Origin of the sequence: Micromonospora sp. LOL_025 (assembly GCF_048060285.1) — a bacterium.
GTDB lineage: Bacteria > Actinomycetota > Actinomycetes > Mycobacteriales > Micromonosporaceae > Micromonospora.
In genome coordinates, this window is record NZ_JBHMIR010000004.1 from 23658 (window position 1) to 41134 (window position 17477).

At 73.9% G+C, this 17477-nt stretch carries 17 protein-coding genes and 1 tRNA gene; 9 read left to right on the top strand and 9 right to left on the bottom strand.

Going from position 1 to position 17477, the window contains the following annotated elements; translation table 11 throughout:
• Positions 1 to 10: 10 nt before the first annotated feature.
• Positions 11 to 1456, bottom strand: coding sequence for a hypothetical protein (locus ACFHW0_RS06865; protein ID WP_416606204.1), 1446 nt, complete (start codon positions 1454 to 1456; stop codon positions 11 to 13).
• A 250-nt stretch (positions 1457 to 1706) separates the two neighbouring features.
• On the opposite strand from ACFHW0_RS06865, the gene ACFHW0_RS06870 reads away from it, so the two are divergent.
• From ACFHW0_RS06870 to ACFHW0_RS06880, 3 genes are all read left to right on the top strand, one after another.
• The gene (locus ACFHW0_RS06870) at positions 1707 to 2510 is read left to right on the top strand and encodes a cyclase family protein (RefSeq protein WP_416606205.1); all 804 of its coding nucleotides are present in this window, start codon (positions 1707 to 1709) and stop codon (positions 2508 to 2510) included.
• Positions 2511 to 2569: 59 nt separating this feature from the next.
• A complete protein-coding gene (locus ACFHW0_RS06875) occupies positions 2570 to 3091 on the top strand; it encodes a hypothetical protein (protein ID WP_416606207.1) in 522 nt (173 codons plus the stop codon).
• A 159-nt stretch (positions 3092 to 3250) separates the two neighbouring features.
• Entirely contained in the window at positions 3251 to 3961 is a 711-nt protein-coding gene (locus tag ACFHW0_RS06880) for a hypothetical protein (protein WP_416606209.1), read from the top strand.
• A 108-nt stretch (positions 3962 to 4069) separates the two neighbouring features.
• On the opposite strand, the gene ACFHW0_RS06885 is transcribed toward ACFHW0_RS06880, so the two are convergent.
• Positions 4070 to 4156, bottom strand: a tRNA-Ser gene (locus tag ACFHW0_RS06885).
• An 85-nt stretch (positions 4157 to 4241) separates the two neighbouring features.
• On the opposite strand from ACFHW0_RS06885, the gene ACFHW0_RS06890 reads away from it, so the two are divergent.
• On the top strand, positions 4242 to 4793 hold the full coding sequence (locus ACFHW0_RS06890) for an AAA family ATPase (protein ID WP_416606211.1): 552 nt from the start codon (positions 4242 to 4244) through the stop codon (positions 4791 to 4793).
• A 9-nt stretch (positions 4794 to 4802) separates the two neighbouring features.
• Positions 4803 to 5780, top strand: a complete 978-nt coding sequence (locus tag ACFHW0_RS06895; RefSeq protein ID WP_416606213.1) for an NAD(P)H-quinone oxidoreductase — start codon at positions 4803 to 4805, stop codon at positions 5778 to 5780.
• A 50-nt stretch (positions 5781 to 5830) separates the two neighbouring features.
• On the opposite strand, the gene soxR is transcribed toward ACFHW0_RS06895, so the two are convergent.
• Positions 5831 to 6295: a redox-sensitive transcriptional activator SoxR gene (soxR, locus tag ACFHW0_RS06900; RefSeq protein ID WP_416606215.1), complete on the bottom strand. Its 465-nt coding sequence runs from the start codon at positions 6293 to 6295 to the stop codon at positions 5831 to 5833.
• Positions 6296 to 6341: 46 nt separating this feature from the next.
• On the opposite strand from soxR, the gene ACFHW0_RS06905 reads away from it, so the two are divergent.
• Positions 6342 to 7109 (top strand): transketolase, encoded by a 768-nt coding sequence (locus ACFHW0_RS06905; RefSeq protein WP_416606217.1) that lies wholly within the window; start codon positions 6342 to 6344, stop codon positions 7107 to 7109.
• 2 nt (positions 7110 to 7111) lie between these two features.
• Positions 7112 to 8014 (top strand): transketolase family protein, encoded by a 903-nt coding sequence (locus tag ACFHW0_RS06910; RefSeq protein ID WP_416606219.1) that lies wholly within the window; start codon positions 7112 to 7114, stop codon positions 8012 to 8014.
• Between the two features lie 64 nt (positions 8015 to 8078).
• On the opposite strand, the gene ACFHW0_RS06915 is transcribed toward ACFHW0_RS06910, so the two are convergent.
• Positions 8079 to 8786, bottom strand: coding sequence for a glycosyltransferase family 2 protein (locus ACFHW0_RS06915; RefSeq protein ID WP_416606699.1), 708 nt, complete (start codon positions 8784 to 8786; stop codon positions 8079 to 8081).
• A 121-nt stretch (positions 8787 to 8907) separates the two neighbouring features.
• Between ACFHW0_RS06915 and ACFHW0_RS06920 the strand changes: the two genes are divergently transcribed.
• Both ACFHW0_RS06920 and ACFHW0_RS06925 read left to right on the top strand, forming a co-directional pair.
• Positions 8908 to 11130, top strand: coding sequence for a hypothetical protein (locus tag ACFHW0_RS06920; RefSeq protein ID WP_416606221.1), 2223 nt, complete (start codon positions 8908 to 8910; stop codon positions 11128 to 11130).
• Positions 11131 to 11284: 154 nt separating this feature from the next.
• Positions 11285 to 12883 (top strand): ricin-type beta-trefoil lectin domain protein, encoded by a 1599-nt coding sequence (locus ACFHW0_RS06925; RefSeq protein WP_416606223.1) that lies wholly within the window; start codon positions 11285 to 11287, stop codon positions 12881 to 12883.
• 102 nt (positions 12884 to 12985) lie between these two features.
• Here ACFHW0_RS06925 and ACFHW0_RS06930 read toward each other — a convergent pair whose 3' ends face one another.
• The 5 genes from ACFHW0_RS06930 to ACFHW0_RS06950 all read right to left on the bottom strand — a co-directional run bounded on the left by ACFHW0_RS06930 (position 12986) and on the right by ACFHW0_RS06950 (position 17451).
• A complete protein-coding gene (locus tag ACFHW0_RS06930) occupies positions 12986 to 13576 on the bottom strand; it encodes a hypothetical protein (protein ID WP_416606225.1) in 591 nt (196 codons plus the stop codon).
• A gap of 55 nt (positions 13577 to 13631) precedes the next feature.
• Complete coding sequence (locus tag ACFHW0_RS06935; protein ID WP_416606227.1) at positions 13632 to 15044, bottom strand: sensor histidine kinase; 1413 nt, start codon at positions 15042 to 15044, stop codon at positions 13632 to 13634.
• On the bottom strand, positions 15037 to 15729 hold the full coding sequence (locus tag ACFHW0_RS06940) for a response regulator (RefSeq protein ID WP_416606229.1): 693 nt from the start codon (positions 15727 to 15729) through the stop codon (positions 15037 to 15039). Before ACFHW0_RS06940 ends, ACFHW0_RS06935 begins: the two co-directional genes overlap by 8 nt.
• Positions 15730 to 15797: 68 nt before the next feature.
• Positions 15798 to 16310 (bottom strand): hypothetical protein, encoded by a 513-nt coding sequence (locus ACFHW0_RS06945; protein WP_416606231.1) that lies wholly within the window; start codon positions 16308 to 16310, stop codon positions 15798 to 15800.
• A gap of 139 nt (positions 16311 to 16449) precedes the next feature.
• A complete protein-coding gene (locus tag ACFHW0_RS06950; RefSeq protein WP_416606233.1) occupies positions 16450 to 17451 on the bottom strand; it encodes a phosphotransferase in 1002 nt (333 codons plus the stop codon).
• Positions 17452 to 17477 lie beyond the last annotated feature (26 nt).

Genomic DNA, 17477 nt, shown 5'->3' on the forward strand with positions numbered 1-17477 from the left:
CCAACTGGTGTCAGTGTCGTTCGCGGGCCGTCGGCCCGATCGCCCGCACGCGCTCGATCAGCCGTCGCCGTTCGTCGGCGTCCATGGGGATGGCCCAACCGCTGGCCGCCGACTGGTGGATGTTGACCACGGCCGAGCCCCGGTCGGCGCGGATGTTCATGCCGGAGCACTCGCCCCCGAGCACGTAGAGCCCGAGCACCATGTGGTGGGGCACCGGCTCGGCACCGGCCTCGGGGGCGAACCGGCACTCGGCGAGCTGCACGCGACGCTGGGCGAGCCAGCCGTCGGGGCCACGCTCGGCCAGCCGGGCGGCGATCGTGTCCGCGTCGTGGTCGGCCCCGAGCATGACGTCGTGCCCGCCGGACGAGTGCCCGAACTTGAACACGTACCCGGCCCGGTCCGCCAGCAGGCGGTCACGGTTCTCGGGGGTCACCGAGACGGTGTGGGGCACGTAGCGGGTGACCATGTCGCGCACGCCGGCGGGCAGCAGGCTGGCGAAACGCTCCTCCCAGAACATCGCCATCCAGCGCTTGTGCGTACGGATCTCGGCCTCGAAGAGGTTGATCACGGAGGCGCCGCTGCCGACCAGCCGGGTGATGAAGTCGTAGTCGTCGTCCATGTCCTCGTGCATGAAGCCGCGATAGACCAGGGTGCGCTTGCCGGCCGACGGATCGAGCCACCGCTGCGGATAGTCGGCGTGGTAGACCAGTTCGACCGGCACGTCGGGCAGTCGCCGGCGCAGCGTCTCGGTCAGCAACTCGAAGCCGAAGTAGCCGACCCCGATGCGGCTCGACCAGTCACACACCACCACCCGGTCGAAACTGCCCTGGTGGAAGGCCTTGACGACGACGTCCGCGATCTGTTCCTCGGGCCGGGGCGTGTCGGCGAGCCACGGGATGTCGAGCGCCTCGCCCATCACCTGATAGCAGTCGTGGAACTCGAATCCGGAAATGGACGAGTCGATGTTGAATTCACAGAACTGGTATCCGGACGGGGTCGGCAGCACGTCGACGCGGGCGAAGACCTGCTCGACGGAATCCAATTGTTCCCAATTGACGAATGGCGCGATCGCGGCGGGCAGGCCGAATTCCGCCAACAGCCGCTCGGGAGGCCCCGACCGGAGGAACTCGCGAATCATCGCCGTCTGCGCCTCCAGCAGGGCGCAGGCCGCCTCGGCCATCCGGTCGAACTCGTCCCGGTCGATGACGAGCGGATAGGGGATGAACCGCATCCGGGTGGCACCGAGGTCGTCCATGAAACGCCGTACCGACGGCGCGGCCGCAGCGAACGCGGACCGCGCCGGCTCGGCCTGCAGCGCGGCCACCAGGGGCGCGTTCAATTCCGCGAAATTGCAGTCCGAGTTGTCATGCCGCACCGTTAACCGCACCCCTTCGCCCGCCTCGTTATTGAATCGGATGCGAGTGTACGACACGAGCGGCCCGGCGGGCAGGGGCAAACTCGCGGTATTGAATGCGGATACGGTAAGTGTCGAACATTTCAGGGGTCGACCGGCGCGGGATCGCCGAGTACAGTGCCGGCCGGCGGCCGGTCGACGGCGTCATCGGCCGACGCAATCTCGATTTCGTCGCGTGCCCCGCATGCCGAACACGAACCGCGTCGGAACCATTACCGGAATCAGCCGCGGGACCACGCCCAGAATCGGCCCGGTACGCATCCTTCATCCCCGCAGAGACAGGATCACCGTCATGACCGCACTTTTGGACGCCGTCGCCGCGGGCGTCACCATCCACGACCTCAGCCAGCCGTTCGAGGAGGGGATGCCCTGCGCGCCGAACCACCCGGGATTCCGCCTGGCCCTGCTCCGCCGGCACGGCGACGTGGTGCGGGCCGACGGGGGCTCGTCGGCCGGCGAGCTGATCGTCACCGGCGGGCACGTCGGCACCCACGTCGACGCGCTGTCGCACATCTCGCAGGACGGGCTGCTGCACGGCGGCCACGACGCCGCCGAGGCGCAGTCGGGTGGCCGGTTCCGCGTACACGGCACCGAGACGATTCCGCCTCTCGTCCGGCGCGGGGTGCTGCTGGACGTCGCCTCGGCCCACAGGGTCGACGTGCTTCCCGGCGGGTACGGCGTGACCGCCGACGACCTCGAAGGGTGCCTGCGGCGTACCGGCGTGCGGCTGGGCGCGGGCGACGTGGCGCTGGTGCGTACCGGCTGGGCCCGGCACTGGTCGGATCCGGCGGCCTACCTCGGTCTCGACACGGGCGTGCCCGGCGTCGACCCCTCCGGCGCGGCCTGGCTCGCGGAGCACGGGGTCGCCCTGACGGGCGCGGACACCACCGCCTACGAGCAGATCCCTCCCGGCGCCGGGCTCCGGACGCTGCCGGTCCACCGCCTGCTGCTGGTGGAGGCGGGCATCTACATCGTCGAGCACCTGCGGCTGGACTCGCTGGCCGAGGCCGGCGTGAGCGAGTTCCTGTTCGTCCTCGCCCCGCTGCCGATCGTCGGCGGCACGGGCTCGCCCGTACGGCCGCTGGCCGTCGTGTGACACGCGCCCGACCGCCTCGCGCCCCCGCCCGTCGTCGCTCGGGCACGTAGTCTCGCCCGGTGCTCGAGATGCCGCTCACCGCTCGGCAGTGGCGTCGCCGCGCGACGGTCGCCGCCGCCGTCGCCTTCGCGATTGCCTGCATCGGTGCGCCCGTCCGGCAGGCGGTGACGGGGGCGATCGAGGCGGGGCGGGGCGAGAAGACGCCTGCTGCGGCGGCCGAGGCGTACCTCCTGGCGGTCTTCCAGCCGAACGAGAACCCCGACATCAACCGGTGCCTGTGCGGCGGCAATCGCGACGAGCTGTTCCGGCAGGCTCGCGACCTGCGCAAACAGGTCGAGTCGCAGGTCACGTTCGGCGTACGGGTCGAGACGACCAACTGGCAGACCGACGACTCGGACGGCACCGTCTCCGCGATGGTCGACCTCCGGTACACGGAGGTCGACCCCTCGGGGAACGTCACCTTCACCGGCGCCACCCACCGGTGGTGCTTCCACACCACGGAGGAGAAGGGCCTCGGTGGCGGCTGGAAGGTCTGCCGCGTCGACGCGCCGCCGCTGTGCGGCACCTACCTCCGCTGCTGACGGCGCCTGCGCACACGCACTCGGCAAGCCGAGCGAGCGGGCGGAAGCTCTACCACGGGTCTCTAAGGGAAATGCGAGCCGCGGGAATGCGTGCCCGCAGGGCGGCGATCTTTTGGAGGTTTTCAGTACTCTCTCATTGACGGTGATGAGAGGTGATCATTGAGCACGCAGGCATCGCAGTCCTCGCAGCAGGATCCACAGCGGAAGCGCATAGCGCTGGTGGTCGGGCTGGCGACGGTCATAGGGGTTCTCTTCGCCGGCGTCTCTGCCGGGGTCGACATCGGATGGCTCGGCAAGAATGAGCCGGCCCCACCCAACCCGGTGAGCACCTCGCCCGCCGGTGGCACCGTGCCGAGTGCCGGTTCCCCGCCGGTCAGCAGCACCGCGTCGGGTGGCAGCGACGGTGCGGCGCCCACGCCGGTAGGGCCGACACAGTCCTCGCCGTCCGGGTACGTCGTTGTCCATCCGCTGGATGAGCTGCGGGTACCCAAACCGGGGTTGTCCTGCAAATCGACCAGGGTCGACCTCGACCGGTTCTCATCCAAGTCTTCGAGCGACAGTGTCCCTGACGGTACGGACCTGCTGTACTCCGACTGCGAGAACGGCGGCGGGCTCGCGAATTATCACGCTGAGAACTTCGGAACAGGGCCCTTACGGCAGCCCAGCGCCGAGAACTGCGAGCGGGATGCCGGCAAATCAGCGGTGGATGTGATCGAGGCGGCTGACGCAAGGCCGGGCAGGACAGCGTTCTGCGTGGTGACGGACGAAGGGCGCATCGCGTGGATGTACCTCACGAAGAGGGGCCCGCTCGACAACTACGAGAATGCCGACCTGGAGTTTCGTGCGGTTGTGTGGGAACTCAAGCCCTGAGAGCGCGCATCACGTAGCACCGCTTCGAACTTGATAGTGATCCACCACCCACAGACACGTCCCTGGCCGGCGCTCACGCTGGTCAGGGACGTGTTTGCTGTGTGTCGGCGGAGGGTGTGGGATTCGAACCCACGAAGACATCGCTGCCTTACCGGTTTTCAAGACCAGCGCCATCGGCCACTAGGCGAACCCTCCCGGGCCGCGCTCCCCGTGGGGTGCGCGACGTGCCTAGTCTGCCACGGACCCGCCGCGGGCGAGCGGGCACCGCACCCGCGCTGGCATGATCGACGGCGTGTGGGAGAACCCGTCGGTGGTGCTGATCAGCGGAATCATGGCAGCCGGAAAGTCCACTGTGGCCGAGGCGCTGGCCCGGCGGATGCCCCGCGCCGTGCACCTGCGCGGCGACGTCTTCCGGCGGATGGTGGTCAGCGGGCGGGCCGAGATGACCGCCGAGCCGTCGCCGGAGGCGTGGCGGCAGCTGCGACTGCGCTACGACCTCGCCGCATCGGCGGCGGACCGGTACGCCGCCGCCGGCTTCACCGTGGTGCTCCAGGACGTGGTCCTCGGGGCGGAGCTGCCGGCGATGGTCGACCGGATCCGGCACCGGCCGCTGGCGGTGGTGGTGCTCGCGCCGAGCCGCGAGGCCGTCGCCGCCCGCGAGGACGCGCGGGAGAAGAAGGGGTACGGGGACTGGCCCGTCGCCGACCTGGACGCGCGGTTCCGGGCGGAGACGCCCCGGATCGGGCTCTGGCTGGACACCTCCGCGCTCACCCCGGCGCGGACGGTGGACGAGATCCTGGCCCGGGCGTGGACCGACGGACGGGTGGGGTAGACACGGAACATGCGCGCGATCACGATCCCGGAACCCGGCGGACCCGACGCACTGGTCTGGAGCGAGGTCCCCGATCCCGAGCCCGGCCCGGGTGAGGTGGTCGTCGACGTGCGCGCCAGCGCGGTCAACCGGGCCGACCTGCTGCAACGGCAGGGGCACTACCCGCCGCCGCCGGGCGCGCCCGCGTACCCAGGGCTGGAGTGCTCCGGGGTGATCAGCGCGATCGGCCCCGACGTGGCCGGCTGGGAGGTGGGCCGGGAGGTCTGCGCGCTGCTGGCCGGCGGCGGCTACGCGGAGCGGGTCGCGGTGCCGGCCGGGCAGCTCCTGCCGGTGCCGGCCGGCGTCGACGTGGTCGACGCGGCGGCGCTGCCCGAGGTCGCCTGCACGGTCTGGTCGAACGTGGTGCAGGTGGCCCGGCTCGCCAGGGGCGAGACGCTGCTGCTGCACGGCGGCGGCAGCGGGATCGGCACCTTCGCGATCCAGCTCGCGGTCGCGCTCGGCGCCACCGTGGCGGTCACCGCCCGGGCCGGCAAGCACGACCGGCTGCGTGAGCTGGGCGCGGCGCACACGATCGACTACCGCGAGCAGGACTTCGTCGAGGAGGTCCGGCGGGTCACCGGCGGCCGGGGCGCGGACGTCATCCTCGACATCATGGGCGCCGCCTACCTGCCCCGGAACGTGGCGGCGCTGGCCACGGGCGGCCGGCTGGTGGTGATCGGCATGCAGGGCGGCCGCAGGGGCGAGCTGGATCTCGGAGCGCTGCTGGCCAAGCGGGGCACGATCGCGGCCACCGCGCTGCGGTCCCGGCCGCTGGCGGAGAAGGCGGAGATCGTGCGCGGCGTCCGCGAGGAGGTGTGGCCGCTGGTCGAGTCGGGGGCGGTCCGGCCGGTCGTGGACCGGCGGGTGCCGATGACCGAGGCGGCGCGGGCGCACCGGCTGGTCGAGTCGAACGACCACGTCGGCAAGGTGCTGCTCACCACCGGCTGACGCGCGGTCCGCGCCAACGCGAGGGGCCGGGCGGGGCAGCCGGTCGGCGGTCAGGGTGTCGGCGTCGTCTCCCCGACCTCGCGGGGGAGCACGAGGCGGGCGCCGGGGCCCTCGCCGGCGAGTGAGTCGCCGGGGTTGTTGAGCGTGCAGCGTTGCAGGGACAGGCAGCCGCAGCCGATGCAGCCGTCGAGGTCGTCGCGGAGCTTCGTCATCAGCCGGATCTTCTCGTTCAGCCGCTCCCGCCAGGTCGCGGAGAGCCGCGCCCAGTCCTCCGCGGTGGGTGTGCGGGAGGCCGGCAGGGAGTCCAGCGCCTCCCGGATCTCCTCCAGCGAGATGCCGACCTGCTGGGAGATCCGGACGAACGCCACCCGGCGCAGCTCGGTGCGGGCGTAGCGGCGCTGGTTGCCGCCCGTCCGCTCCGCCCGGATCAGCCCGAGCCGCTCGTAGTAGCGCAACGCCGAGGGCGCGACGCCGCTGCGGGTGGAGAGCTGGCCGATGGTCAGAGACTCGTGCATCACGTCGCCTTGAGTTGAAGTGGACTTCAACTTGCAGGCTAGCGGCATGACCACGACCACCGCCAGCGCGGGCCCGGCCCCGGCCGCCGCGCCACGCCGCGATCCGGCCACCGCGCCACCCCGCCACCCGACCGCCCCGCCGCTGCCGGGACCCGTCGCGCCGCTGTACGAGCGGGTCCGCGCGGGCCGGGAGTTCGGCACGAACGTCCGCTCCACCGTCGACGTGCTCTGGGTGCTCTACGACCGGGTCCTCCGGGTCGCCCCGGAGACCGCCGAGGACCCCGGGCGGGACCGGTTCCTGCTCTCCAAGGGCCACGCCGTGGCCGGCTACTACGCCGTACTCGCCGCGAAGGGGTTCGTGCCCGCCGACTGGCTCGACGACCAGGGCGGGCCCGGGAGCCGGCTCGGCGACCACCCCGACCGGGTACTGGTGCCCGGGGTGGAGATCGGCTCCGGATCGCTGGGCCACGGGCTCGGGCTCGGCGTCGGCACCGCGCTCGGGCTGCGCGCCCAGGGCCTGCTGACGCCCCGGGTGTACGTGCTGCTCGGCGACGCGGAACTGGACGAGGGCTCCAACCACGAGGCCATCGCGTACGCGGGGGCGACCGGGCTCGGCGGCCTGACCGCGATCGTGGTCGACAACGGCTCCGCCACGCACGGCTGGGCGGGCGGCGCCGCGGCCCGGTTCACCGTCAACGGCTGGACCGCCGCCACCGTCGACGGGCACGACCACGAGGCCCTGCACACCGCCCTGACCGGGCACGACAACCACCGGCCGCACGTCGTCGTCGCGGTCGTCGACCAGGGGGAGTGACCGTGCGCGAGCGCTTCATCGAGACCACCACCGCGCTGCTGGCGGAGGATCCGCGTACGGCCCTGGTGCTGGCGGACATCTCCGCCGACGCGTTCGACCCGGCCGCGCACCGGCACCCGGACCGGGTGCTCAACGTCGGGATCCGGGAACAACTGATGGTGGGCGTGGCCGGCGGGCTCGCCCTGACCGGGCTCCGGCCGATCGTGCACAGCTACGCCCCGTTCCTCGTCGAGCGGGCGTACGAGCAGATCAAGCTCGACCTGGACCACCAGGGCGTGGACGCGGTGCTGATCAGCATCGGCGCGTCGTACGACCGGGCGGAGTCGGGACGAACCCACCTGTCCCCGGCCGACGTCTCGCTGATCGACACCCTGCACGGCTGGACCGTGCACGTCCCCGGCCACCGCGACGAGGTGCCGGCGCTGCTGCGGGACGCGGTGGCCGCCGACGGTTCGGCGTACCTGCGACTGTCCACGCTGCACAACGCCCGGCCGTACGGCGGCGACGGCGCGCTGCGGTTGGTCCGCGACGCGGGGCCGGGCGCACCGCTGCTGGTCGCGGTGGGGCCGGTGCTGGACGCGGCGGTGGCGGCGGTGGCCGACCTGGGCGTGACCGTGGCCTACACCCACCGGCCACGGCCGTTCGACACGGCGGGGCTGCGGGCGCTGGCCGGCGACGCGGTGATCCTGGTGGAGCCCTACCTGGCCGGCACGTCGGCCCGGGTGGTGTCGGCGGCCCTGGCCGACCGGCCGCACCGGCTGCTGGCGCTCGGCGTGGGACGGGAGGAGTTGCGCCGCTACGGCTCGGCCGAGGACCACACCCGCTGGCACGGGCTGGACGCCGCCGGGCTGCGCCGCTCGGTCGCCGGGTTCCTGGACGCGGCGCCGGTGCCGGCCGGCCGCTGAGTCACGCCGGACGTCGGCGGGGCGTGCACCGCCGACGGCGGGCGGCGCGGGAGGGCGGGAGGGGTCAGCGGGTCGGGGCGCCGAGGGGGCGGCGGCGGGTGCGCTCGCGGCCGAGGATCCAGATCGCCTCGACGCCGTCCTTCCAGGTGATCTTCTTGCCCTCTTCGCGGCCCCGCGCCCGGTAGCTGATCGGGACCTCGTAGGGGCGGATGCGCCGGCGCAGCAGCTTGCCGGTGACCTCTGCCTCCATGCCGAAGCCCCGCGAGCGGACGTCGAGCGAGCGGTAGAGCGCGACCGGCATCAGCTTGAAGCAGGTCTCCAGGTCGCCGATGTAGGAGTTGAACAGGACGTTCGCCGCCATCGTGACGCCCTTGTTGCCCATCACGTACCAGAAGCTGTAGGCGCTGTGGCTGCCGAAGGTGCGGTTGCCGTAGACCACCTCGGCCCGCCCGTCGAGCACCGGGTCGAGCAGCTTCGGGATGTCCATCGGGTCGTACTCGAGGTCGGCGTCGAGAATGACCATGTAGTCGCCCTCGGCGTTGTCGACCGCCGTCTTGATGGCGGCGCCCTTGCCGGCGTTGCGCTGGTGGGTGATGACCCGCAGGCGCGCGTCGTCGGCCCGACCGAGAATCTCACCGGTGCCGTCCCGGCTGCCGTCGTCGACCACGACCAGCTCGATCTCACACGGGTAGTCGACCGCCAATGCCTGCTTGAGGGCATCCGCGATGCGTTCTTCCTCGTTGTAGACCGGCATGAGGATCGAGAGCTTCACGGGAATCTCCACGGTGGCGACGATATGTCGGCCCTAGCCTAGCCTGGCGGTTGACGACGCGGTGCTCAGCACTGCGGGCATCGGGCGCGGCGACCTCAGGTTCATGGTGTTTACTGCCGCCATGTCGGCAGTCGGCTACCCGCTCGCCCTGGCGCCGGTCGCCGCGATCGGACTGCTCGCCGTCGCGCTCCGTCCGGTCGCGGCCGGGACCGTGGCGGGGCGGCGCCTCGCGCTGGTCCGGGCGGCTCTGGTCACCGGCGCGTTCGCGGTGCTCACGGTGGAACTGCTGGGCGCGCTGCGGCTGCTCACCCTGCCGGCGTTCGCCGTCGCCTGGCTGTCGCTCCTCGCCGGCGCGGTCGCCGCCGTCGGCTGGCGACGCCGCCGGGACGCCGCGCGCGGCACGGCCGTGGTCGCCGCCGCGCACCGCGCGGTCGAGGTCGCCGCCGCGCCGGAGCACGCGCTGGTCGGCGCGACGGCCGGCCCGGCCGTCGGCGTCCCGCCCCCTCCGCCGGCGCCGCCGGCCGCCGCACGCCGCGTCGCATCCCACCGCGCCGGCTGGTGGACCCGACTGGCCTCCGCCTGGCGTACGGCGGGCCGGGGCGAGCGGCTGCTCGCCGGCACGGTCGGCGGACTGCTGCTGGTCGAGTTGCTGATCGCCCTGCTGGCCGAGCCGAACAACTTCGACTCGCAGACCTACCACCTGCCCAAGGTGGAGCACTGGGTGGCCCAGGGCGGCCTGGACTTCTGGCCCACCGCCATCCACCGGCAGGTGACCATCCCGCCCGGCGCCGAGTACCTGCTGCTGCACCTGCGCCTGTTCACCGGCGGGGACGCGCTGCACCACCTGGTGCAGTGGGCGGCCGGCGTCGGCGTACTGCTGGCGGCCACCCGGATCGCCGCGCAGCTCGGCGGGGGACGGCGGGCCCAGCTGCTGACCGCGTTCGTGCTCGCCACCACGCCGATGGTGGCGCTCCAGGCAACCAGCACCCAGACGGATCTGGTCTGCGCCGCCTGGGTGGCCTGCGCCGCCACGGTGGCGCTGGACGGGCTGCGCCGACGCGCCGGGATCGGGGCGATGCTGGCGCTGGGGGCGGCCACCGGGCTGACCGCGTTGACCAAGACCAGCGGCCTCGTGGCGGTCGGGCCACTGCTGCTGCTCTGGGGGCTGGCCCAGCTCCGGCTGGCCCGGACCGGCCCCGCGTCGGAGCGCGCCGGACCGCCCGGCCGGGGCACCGGCGCGTCCCGGACCGGTGGTGTCCGGGCGCGGCGGCAGGTGCGCCGGACGGTCGCCGGGTCGGCGCTGATCCTGCTGGTGGCGGTGGTGGTGGTCGGGCCGTTCCTGGCCCGGGTGACCGCCGAGTTCGGGCATCCGCTCGGGCCGCCCCGGCTGCGCGAGTCCATCCCGATGGAGCGGCACGACCCGCCATCACTGCTGGTCAACGCGCTGCGGATCGCGCACACCGCGTTCGACACGCCGCTCGCGCCGCTGCGCCGGGCGGGCGCCGAGGCGATCATCGGCGGGGCCGGGGCGATCGGGGTGGACCCGCAGGACCGGGCCACCACCTTCGGGCGGGAGCGGTTCCCGGTGCCGTCCTGGTATCCGGACGAGGACCGGGTGGCCTTCCCGCTGGCCGGGGCGCTGGCGGTGATCGGGGCGGCGTACGCGCTGGCCCGGCCCGGCCGGATCAGCCCGACGCATGCGGGTCCGCTGCGCGCGTACGCGGTGGTCGTGGTGGCGGCCGTGCTGCTGCACACCGCCATGATCAAGTGGCAGCCGTGGGGGAACCGCCTGCTGCTCTACGCGCTGGCGCTGGCCGTACCGCTGGCGGGGCTCTGGCTGGACGCGCTGTTCCGGCGCCGGGCCGGCGGAGCGGACGGACGGCGGCCGGTGGCGGCCGGGCTCGCGGTGAGCGTGCTGGCCACCTGCGCGCTGGCCGGGGTGCTGGCGGTGTCGTACGGTTTCCCGCGCCGGCTGGTCGGGGCGGGCTCGGTCTTCACCACCTCCGAATGGGACACCCGGTTCCTGCGGCGTCCCCAGTGGGCGGAGGAGTTCCGCTGGGCCGCCGAGGCGGTACGCGAGACGGGCGCCCGCCGGATCGGCCTGGTGCAGCAGAACGACAACTGGGAGTACCCCTGGTGGCTGCTGCTGCGCGACGCGGACGGCCGCCCGCCGGAGCTGGTGGCGCTCCAGTCGGTGCTGCCCGAGCGCCCGCCGGCCGATCCGGCCTCGGTGGACGCCATCGTCTGCACGGGCAGCCGGCCGGCGTGCACGGCGCTGGTGCCCGTGGGCTGGCGCGTGCAGTTCCGGAGCTACGTGGGCTACGCCCTGCCGCCGGGGAGCTGACCGCCAGGAAGCCGGCCGGTGCACGATTCGACCGGATCGCCCGGTTCTGCACTCTGCGGCAACGATTACGAGACGCATTCACATACCTCGAAGCCGACGCTACCTTCTGGTAACTCGATCGACGTCCCGCGATCGAGCCGAAAGGAGTGCGTCGATGCTTGGTTCCTCCGCCAGGCGCGAACGCGCGACCCGACGACGGGCCCTCACCGTCGTCGCCGCCGCCGCTCTCGTCCTGCCGATGCTCGCCGGAACGGCCACCCCCGCCACCGCGGCCGACCGTCCCGCCGTCCAGCCGCTCCCCGCCAACCTGGAGACGATCCGCGCCGCCGAGGCCACCGCGCTCTACGGCACGCCCGCCGTCCGCCCCATCGAGCAGCGCCGCACCGCCCTGATCACCATGGGCGACAGCGAGATCTCGGGCGAGGGGGTGGGCAACTACGTGCCCGGCACCCACGAGCCCGGCAACTGGTGCGACCGCTCGTACGACCAGGCGGTGTTCCGCACCGGCATCGCCGCCGACGAGAAGTACAACATCGCCTGCTCCGGCGCGACCCCGTGGAACCTGATCCGGGGCGGGCCGACCCAGCACAACGAGCTGAACCAGGGCGACCACCTCGCCATCAAGGCGCGCAACACGCACATCAAGCTGATCTGGGTGGTGGTCGGCGCCAACGGCGACGGCACGATCCAGTTCGGCCCGGTCGCCACCGACTGCACCGTCCGCCGGGTTCTCCTCCAGGGCCCCTGCTACCCCACCTACACCGACCAGTGGAGCGTCCGCACCGACGGCAGCCGGCAGGCCGTCGAGGACGCCCTCGAAGACATCCGGCAGACGATGACCGGCGCCGGCTACCTGCGCTCGGACTACGAACTGGTGCTGATGTCGTACCCGAGCCCGGGCAGCCCGGACGTCGAGGACAACCCGAACTTCCCCGGCTGGTACGCCGGCGGCTGCCTGCTCTATCTGGCCGACGCCGCGTTCGCCCGGAACAAGGCGGTGCCGATGTTCGAGTCGGCGCTGCGGGCGGCGGCGACCAACACGGGCACCCGCTACCTGGACGCCAGCCGACTCTTCCACGGCCACGAGGTCTGCACGGACAACACCTCGGTACGCGGGCTCCACATCGAGCTGGGCATCTGGGACGAGAACGCGGCCCGGCAGTCGTTCCACCCGAACAAGCGGGGGCACGGCATGTTCGCCCAGTGCGTCACCCAGTTCGTCGACTCCGGTCGGCAGCGGGCGACCTGCGTGGACCCGGCCAGCACCGGCAACGGCGTGCTCTACGACGGGCTCTTCGAGTTCAAGCAGCTGCGCAACGCCGCCACCGGCACCTGCGTCGACGGCAAGGGCTACGACTCGCGCAACGGCACCCCCCAGCAGTCGTACGGCTGTCACGGCGGGCGCAACCAGGGCTTCTGGTACGACCCGACCCGCCAGTCGCTGCACTCGGAGCTCTCCCACGACCGCTGCCTGGACGTCTCGGGCGGTTCGCTGAGCGCCGGTACGGCGGTGAACATCCACGACTGCCACGGCGGCGCCAACCAGAAGTTCGTCCTGGCCGGCAACCAGATCAGGACGGCCGGCAACGCCAACCTCTGCCTGGCGTTCGACAACCCGCTGCTGGGCACCCCCCGGCTGCGCCTGGCCGCCTGCTCCACCAGCGCCCGCCAGCAGTGGTCCTTCGAGTCCCGCAGCTTCGCCAACCCCGTGGGCTACGGGCACGACGACTTCATCGGCTCCCGCGTCTACTGAGTTCGACCCTCCCCGCGTGTGCGGTGCCGCCTCCCCCGGGGCGGCACCGCTCACACCGACCGGCGGGGTGCGGCCCGCCGTCGCCGACGGGCCACCCCCCGCCTACTTCTGCCGGGCCGGTACGACGATCAGGCGGGCGACCCCGCCGTCGCCCTCCTTGGCACCGGCCACGCCGACGGTCGTGCCGACCTTGACGTCGGCGGACCGGATCGTCGTGCGACGCTCCACGACGCGCAGCTTGTCGCCGAAGGTCCAGGTCATGGTGAAGCCGTCGGCGGACCTCACGGTCATCGAGTCGCCGTCGACGGCGGTCACCTCACCCCGCTGCACGGCGACGGTCCGCGTACCGCCGTCCTTCGTCCGCACCACGGCCTCGCCGTGCAGGGCGTCCCGACGCAGCAGCACCCGGGCCTGCCGGCGCTCGCGGCGCTCCTCCGCGCGCTCCCGCCGCTTCTCCCCGGCCGCGCCCGGCGACGCCTCCGGCGAGGCGGGTGCGGCCAGCGGCCCGACGTCCAGGTCGCCGGCGTCGAAGCCCAGCGCGGCCAGCGCCTGACCCTCCGCGCCCAGCGCCGCGGCGACCTCGACGGCGGTCTCCCGGGCCGGCTGACCGGCGGGCCCGGCGGCGCCGCATCCGCCGACGCCGAGCGCGACCGCCGCGAGCAGCGTGGTGGTGGCGAATCCCCAACGTGCCATGAGTCTCCCTCTCGTCCGTGGAGCCCCAGCCTCCCGCCGACCGGCGAGCGGAGGGTCAGACCGATGTTCGGGTCAGGTAAGGATCCGGGGGCAGCCGGACGGTGAACGCGGCGCCGCCCTCCGGCGCGTGCCCGGCCGCGATCTCCCCGCCGAGCCGGCGGACCAGGCCGGCGGCGAGCGCCAGCCCCAACCCGCTGCCGACCTTGCGCACCCCCCGGTAGCGCTGGTGCAGGGCGCCGCGTTCGAAGGCGACCGCCAGGTCGTCGTCGGTGAAGCCCGGCCCGCCGTCGCGGACCTCGACGACGCCGCCCGCCAACGGGTCCGCGCCGGCCGACCGGACCGCGAGCACGATCGGCGCCCCCGGCGGTACGACCCGCAGCGCGTTCTCCAGCAGCCCGTCCACCACCTGCCGGATGCGCCCCGGATCGGTGTGCGCCGGCACCGGCGCGTCCGGGACCTCCGCGCGGAACGGCACCCCCACCTTCGCGCACCGGTCGGCCCAGGTCCGGCCCGCGTCGGCGGCCAGCCGGGCGAGGTCCACCGGCACCGGTTCGAGCGGGAAGTCGGCCGCCTCCAGCCGGGCCAACGCCAGCAGGTCGCTGACCAGCCGGTCCAGGTGCTGCGCCTCCGCGAGCACGGTACGACCCGCGCCGGGCGCGTCCGCCGGCCCGATCACCCCGTCGGCCAGGGCCTCGGCGTAGCCCCGGATCGCGGTCAACGGGGTGCGCAGCTCGTGCGAGACGGAGAGCAGGAACTCCCGCTGCCGGCCCTCGCTCGTGGCCAGCGCGGCGGCCAGCCCGTTCAGCGCGTACGCCAGGTCGGCCACCTCGTCGGGCGGCTCCACCGGCACGCGTACCGCCCGGTCCCCGGCGCGCAGCCGGGCGGCGGCGTCGGCGGCGCGCCGGATCGGTCGGGCCAGCCGGCGGGCGAGCAGCAGCCCGGCGACCACCCCTGCGGCGAGCCCGGCCAGCAGCGGCAGCCAGAGGCTGGGCACCACCTGCCGCCACGGCGCGGTGGGCCGGGAGCGGGTCAGCACCACCCCGTTGCCGCCGGGCAGGGCACGTCCCTCGATCAGCGTGCGCCGCCCGTCGAGCGGACGGCGGGTCGACACGTTGCGCCCCTCGGCGACGCGCCGCACCACCCTCGGCGGCAGGCCGGGGCGCTCGGCCACCCCGCCCCGGACGAGGTACGCGTCGACGCCCTGGGCGTTCAACTGCCGGACGATCCGCTCCTCGTCGGCGGTCCGCCCGGTCTCCAGCCTGGGGCGCAGCACCTCGGCCGCCAGCCGGGCCTGGGCCGCCAGCGCCTCCTGGTCGCGTCGTTCCACGACGCGTACCGCCAGGGGCACCGCGACGATCGCGGTGACCAGCACCGAGACCAGGGCGACCGCGCAGGTGACCAGCACCGCGCGGGACGTCAGCGTCCGGCCGGGACGGTGCCGCGGTGGCGCGACGGTCGGCTCAGCCATCGGCGGAGTACCCGACGCCCCGGTGGGTGCGGATCACGCCGGCCGCGCCCAGCTTCGCCCGGACCTGTGCGACGTGCACGTCGACGGTCCGGGTGCCGGCGTGCGCCGCGTACCCCCAGACCCCGGCGAGCAGCTCCTCCCTGGTGAAGACCCGGCCCGGTCGGGCCATCAGGTGCGCCAGCAGGTCGAACTCGGTGGAGGTGAGCTGGACCGGGGTGCCCGCGGCGGTCACCGTCCGGCGGGTCGGGTCGAGGGCCACCGCGCCGACGACCCGGGGCAGGCCCGTGCCCTCGGGCGTCCCGGCGGTGCGCCGCAGCACCGCCCGCACCCGGGCGACCAGTTCGCGGGGGCTGAACGGCTTGGTGACGTAGTCGTCCGCCCCCAGTTCCAGCCCGACGACGCGGTCCACCTCGTCGTCGCGGGCAGTGAGGAAGATGACCGGCGTCCAGTCGCCGGCCTCGCGCAGGCGCCGGCAGACCTCGGTGCCATTCAGGGCGGGCAGCGCGATGTCGAGGACGCAGGCCACCGGGCGCAGGCGGCGGGCGGCGGCCAGCCCGGCCGCCCCGTCCCGTTCCAGGTGTACGCCGAAGCCGTCCCGGATCAGGTAGAGCCGGACCAGGTCGGCGATGGCCGGCTCGTCCTCCACCACGAGGACGAGCCCGCGGGGCGCGGCGTCGACGGTCACCGGCCCATGATTGCCGACCCGGTGCCGCCGCGACGGTCAGCGGATGTTCGGGTTCGGTAAGAAGACGGTCAGCGCACCACGGCGGGGCGGAAGGCGACGGGCCGCGCGACCGGCGGGGCCTCGCCGATGGTGGCGACGAGCCGCTCCCGGGGCGTCCGCAGCCGGGTCCGGAAGGCGTGGTTGAGCAGGGCGTCGAGCTGCCACACCTGCTTCGGCTGGCGGGTGCGGATGAGGAACCGCTCGCGGATCCCGTCGATCGCGGTGGCCGCCATCTCGACCGACTGCAGGCGCGGGTCGGGGCTCCAGGTGACGTTGCTGAGCTCCCGCAGCTCCGTGTTGAGGTGCAGGCGCAGCCGGTGCAGCACGCGGGTCTGCTGGGTGACGACCAGCCGTCGGTGGGTCAGCAGGAGCAGGTACTCGCCGGCCATCGGGCGGTCCGGCCGGGCGCACCGGGTGACGAGGATGGTGGCGTCGCCGGAACCGACGCAGCGTCGGAAGACCGGCATGTGCCGGGTGACGGTCTGCACCGCCAGCCCGGCCTCGGAGGCGGCCGGGAGGAACGTTCGGGAGAAGACGTCCATGCCCTGCCCAACGAGGCGCGACCTGGGGTGACGTGGGTCACGCGGGAATTTTGGAACTTCCACGCGCGCGCGTCGCACCGCGTGTCCGGCTTCGGCGCCGGCCGCCGGAGGGCCGGTCGACCGGCGTCGCCGCGTCGGCTCAGACCGGATCCGGCGCGAACAGTTCCTGCAACCAGCCGGGGACCGCGGCGGCGTACTCCGTGCTGGTCGGGTCGGCGGCCGGGAGGGCGCGGCGCCACGAGAGCGCCCGGCTGACCCGGGTGACGCGGACGGCCAGGCGGGCCGCCTCGCGCAGCGTCGCCCGGTCGTGCCCGTCCGACCACGGCTCCAGGTACGCGTCGCGCAGCCGCGCCAGCGCCGGATCGCCGTCGGGCAGCCCGAACGCGTCCGCGACCGAGTTGAGCGTCACCAGCAGGGTGCCGAACGGGTGGGCCACCGAGGCGTCGCCCCAGTCGAAGAAGCGGTGCCCGTCGCCGGCCACGAACACGTTGCCGTCGTGCAGGTCGTCGTGCTGGACGGTCGGCGCGAGGCCCGACGCGGCCAGCCGCCGGCAGTCCTCGGCGAAGGCGGACCGGTGGGCGCGCAGCCGCCCGTACGCCTCGGCGGTGAGCCCGTCCTCCGCCCCGAGCAGCAGCGACTCCTCGTCGTCCAGCAGCGCCCCGAACAGCTCCGGCAGCACCTCCGGTCGGTGGTCGGGCACGCCGAGGGCGAGCAGGTCGCCGGCCCGGGGCGTGACCGCGCGCTGGAGCTGGGCGTACTCGGGCAGGACCCGTTCCCAGCGGCTCAGCAGGCTCCGGTCGCCGCCCAGCGCGTCGCGCAGCGTCCGGCCGCCGTCGGGCAGCAGGGACCAGCCGCGCTCGGCGTCCACGGCGACCGGATCGAGCACCCGGTCGGGGGCGAGCCGGGCCAACGCGGCCAGCAGCGCGGCCTCGTGCCGGGTGCCGGGGTTGTTCGCCTTGAACCAGACGTCCCCGGCGTCGGTCGGCACCCGCCAGACCAGCGACCAGGGCCGGAGCCGTGGCTCGACCGGCCCGACGATCCGGCGGCCGTGCCGACCGAGCCGCTCGCCGACCCAGTCGAGGGCGGACTCCCGCCAGTGCGGGTCGGCCCAGTCGGTGCGGGGGGCGGCGGCGTCGGTCACGCCCGGCAACCTAGCCGCCGCCCCGC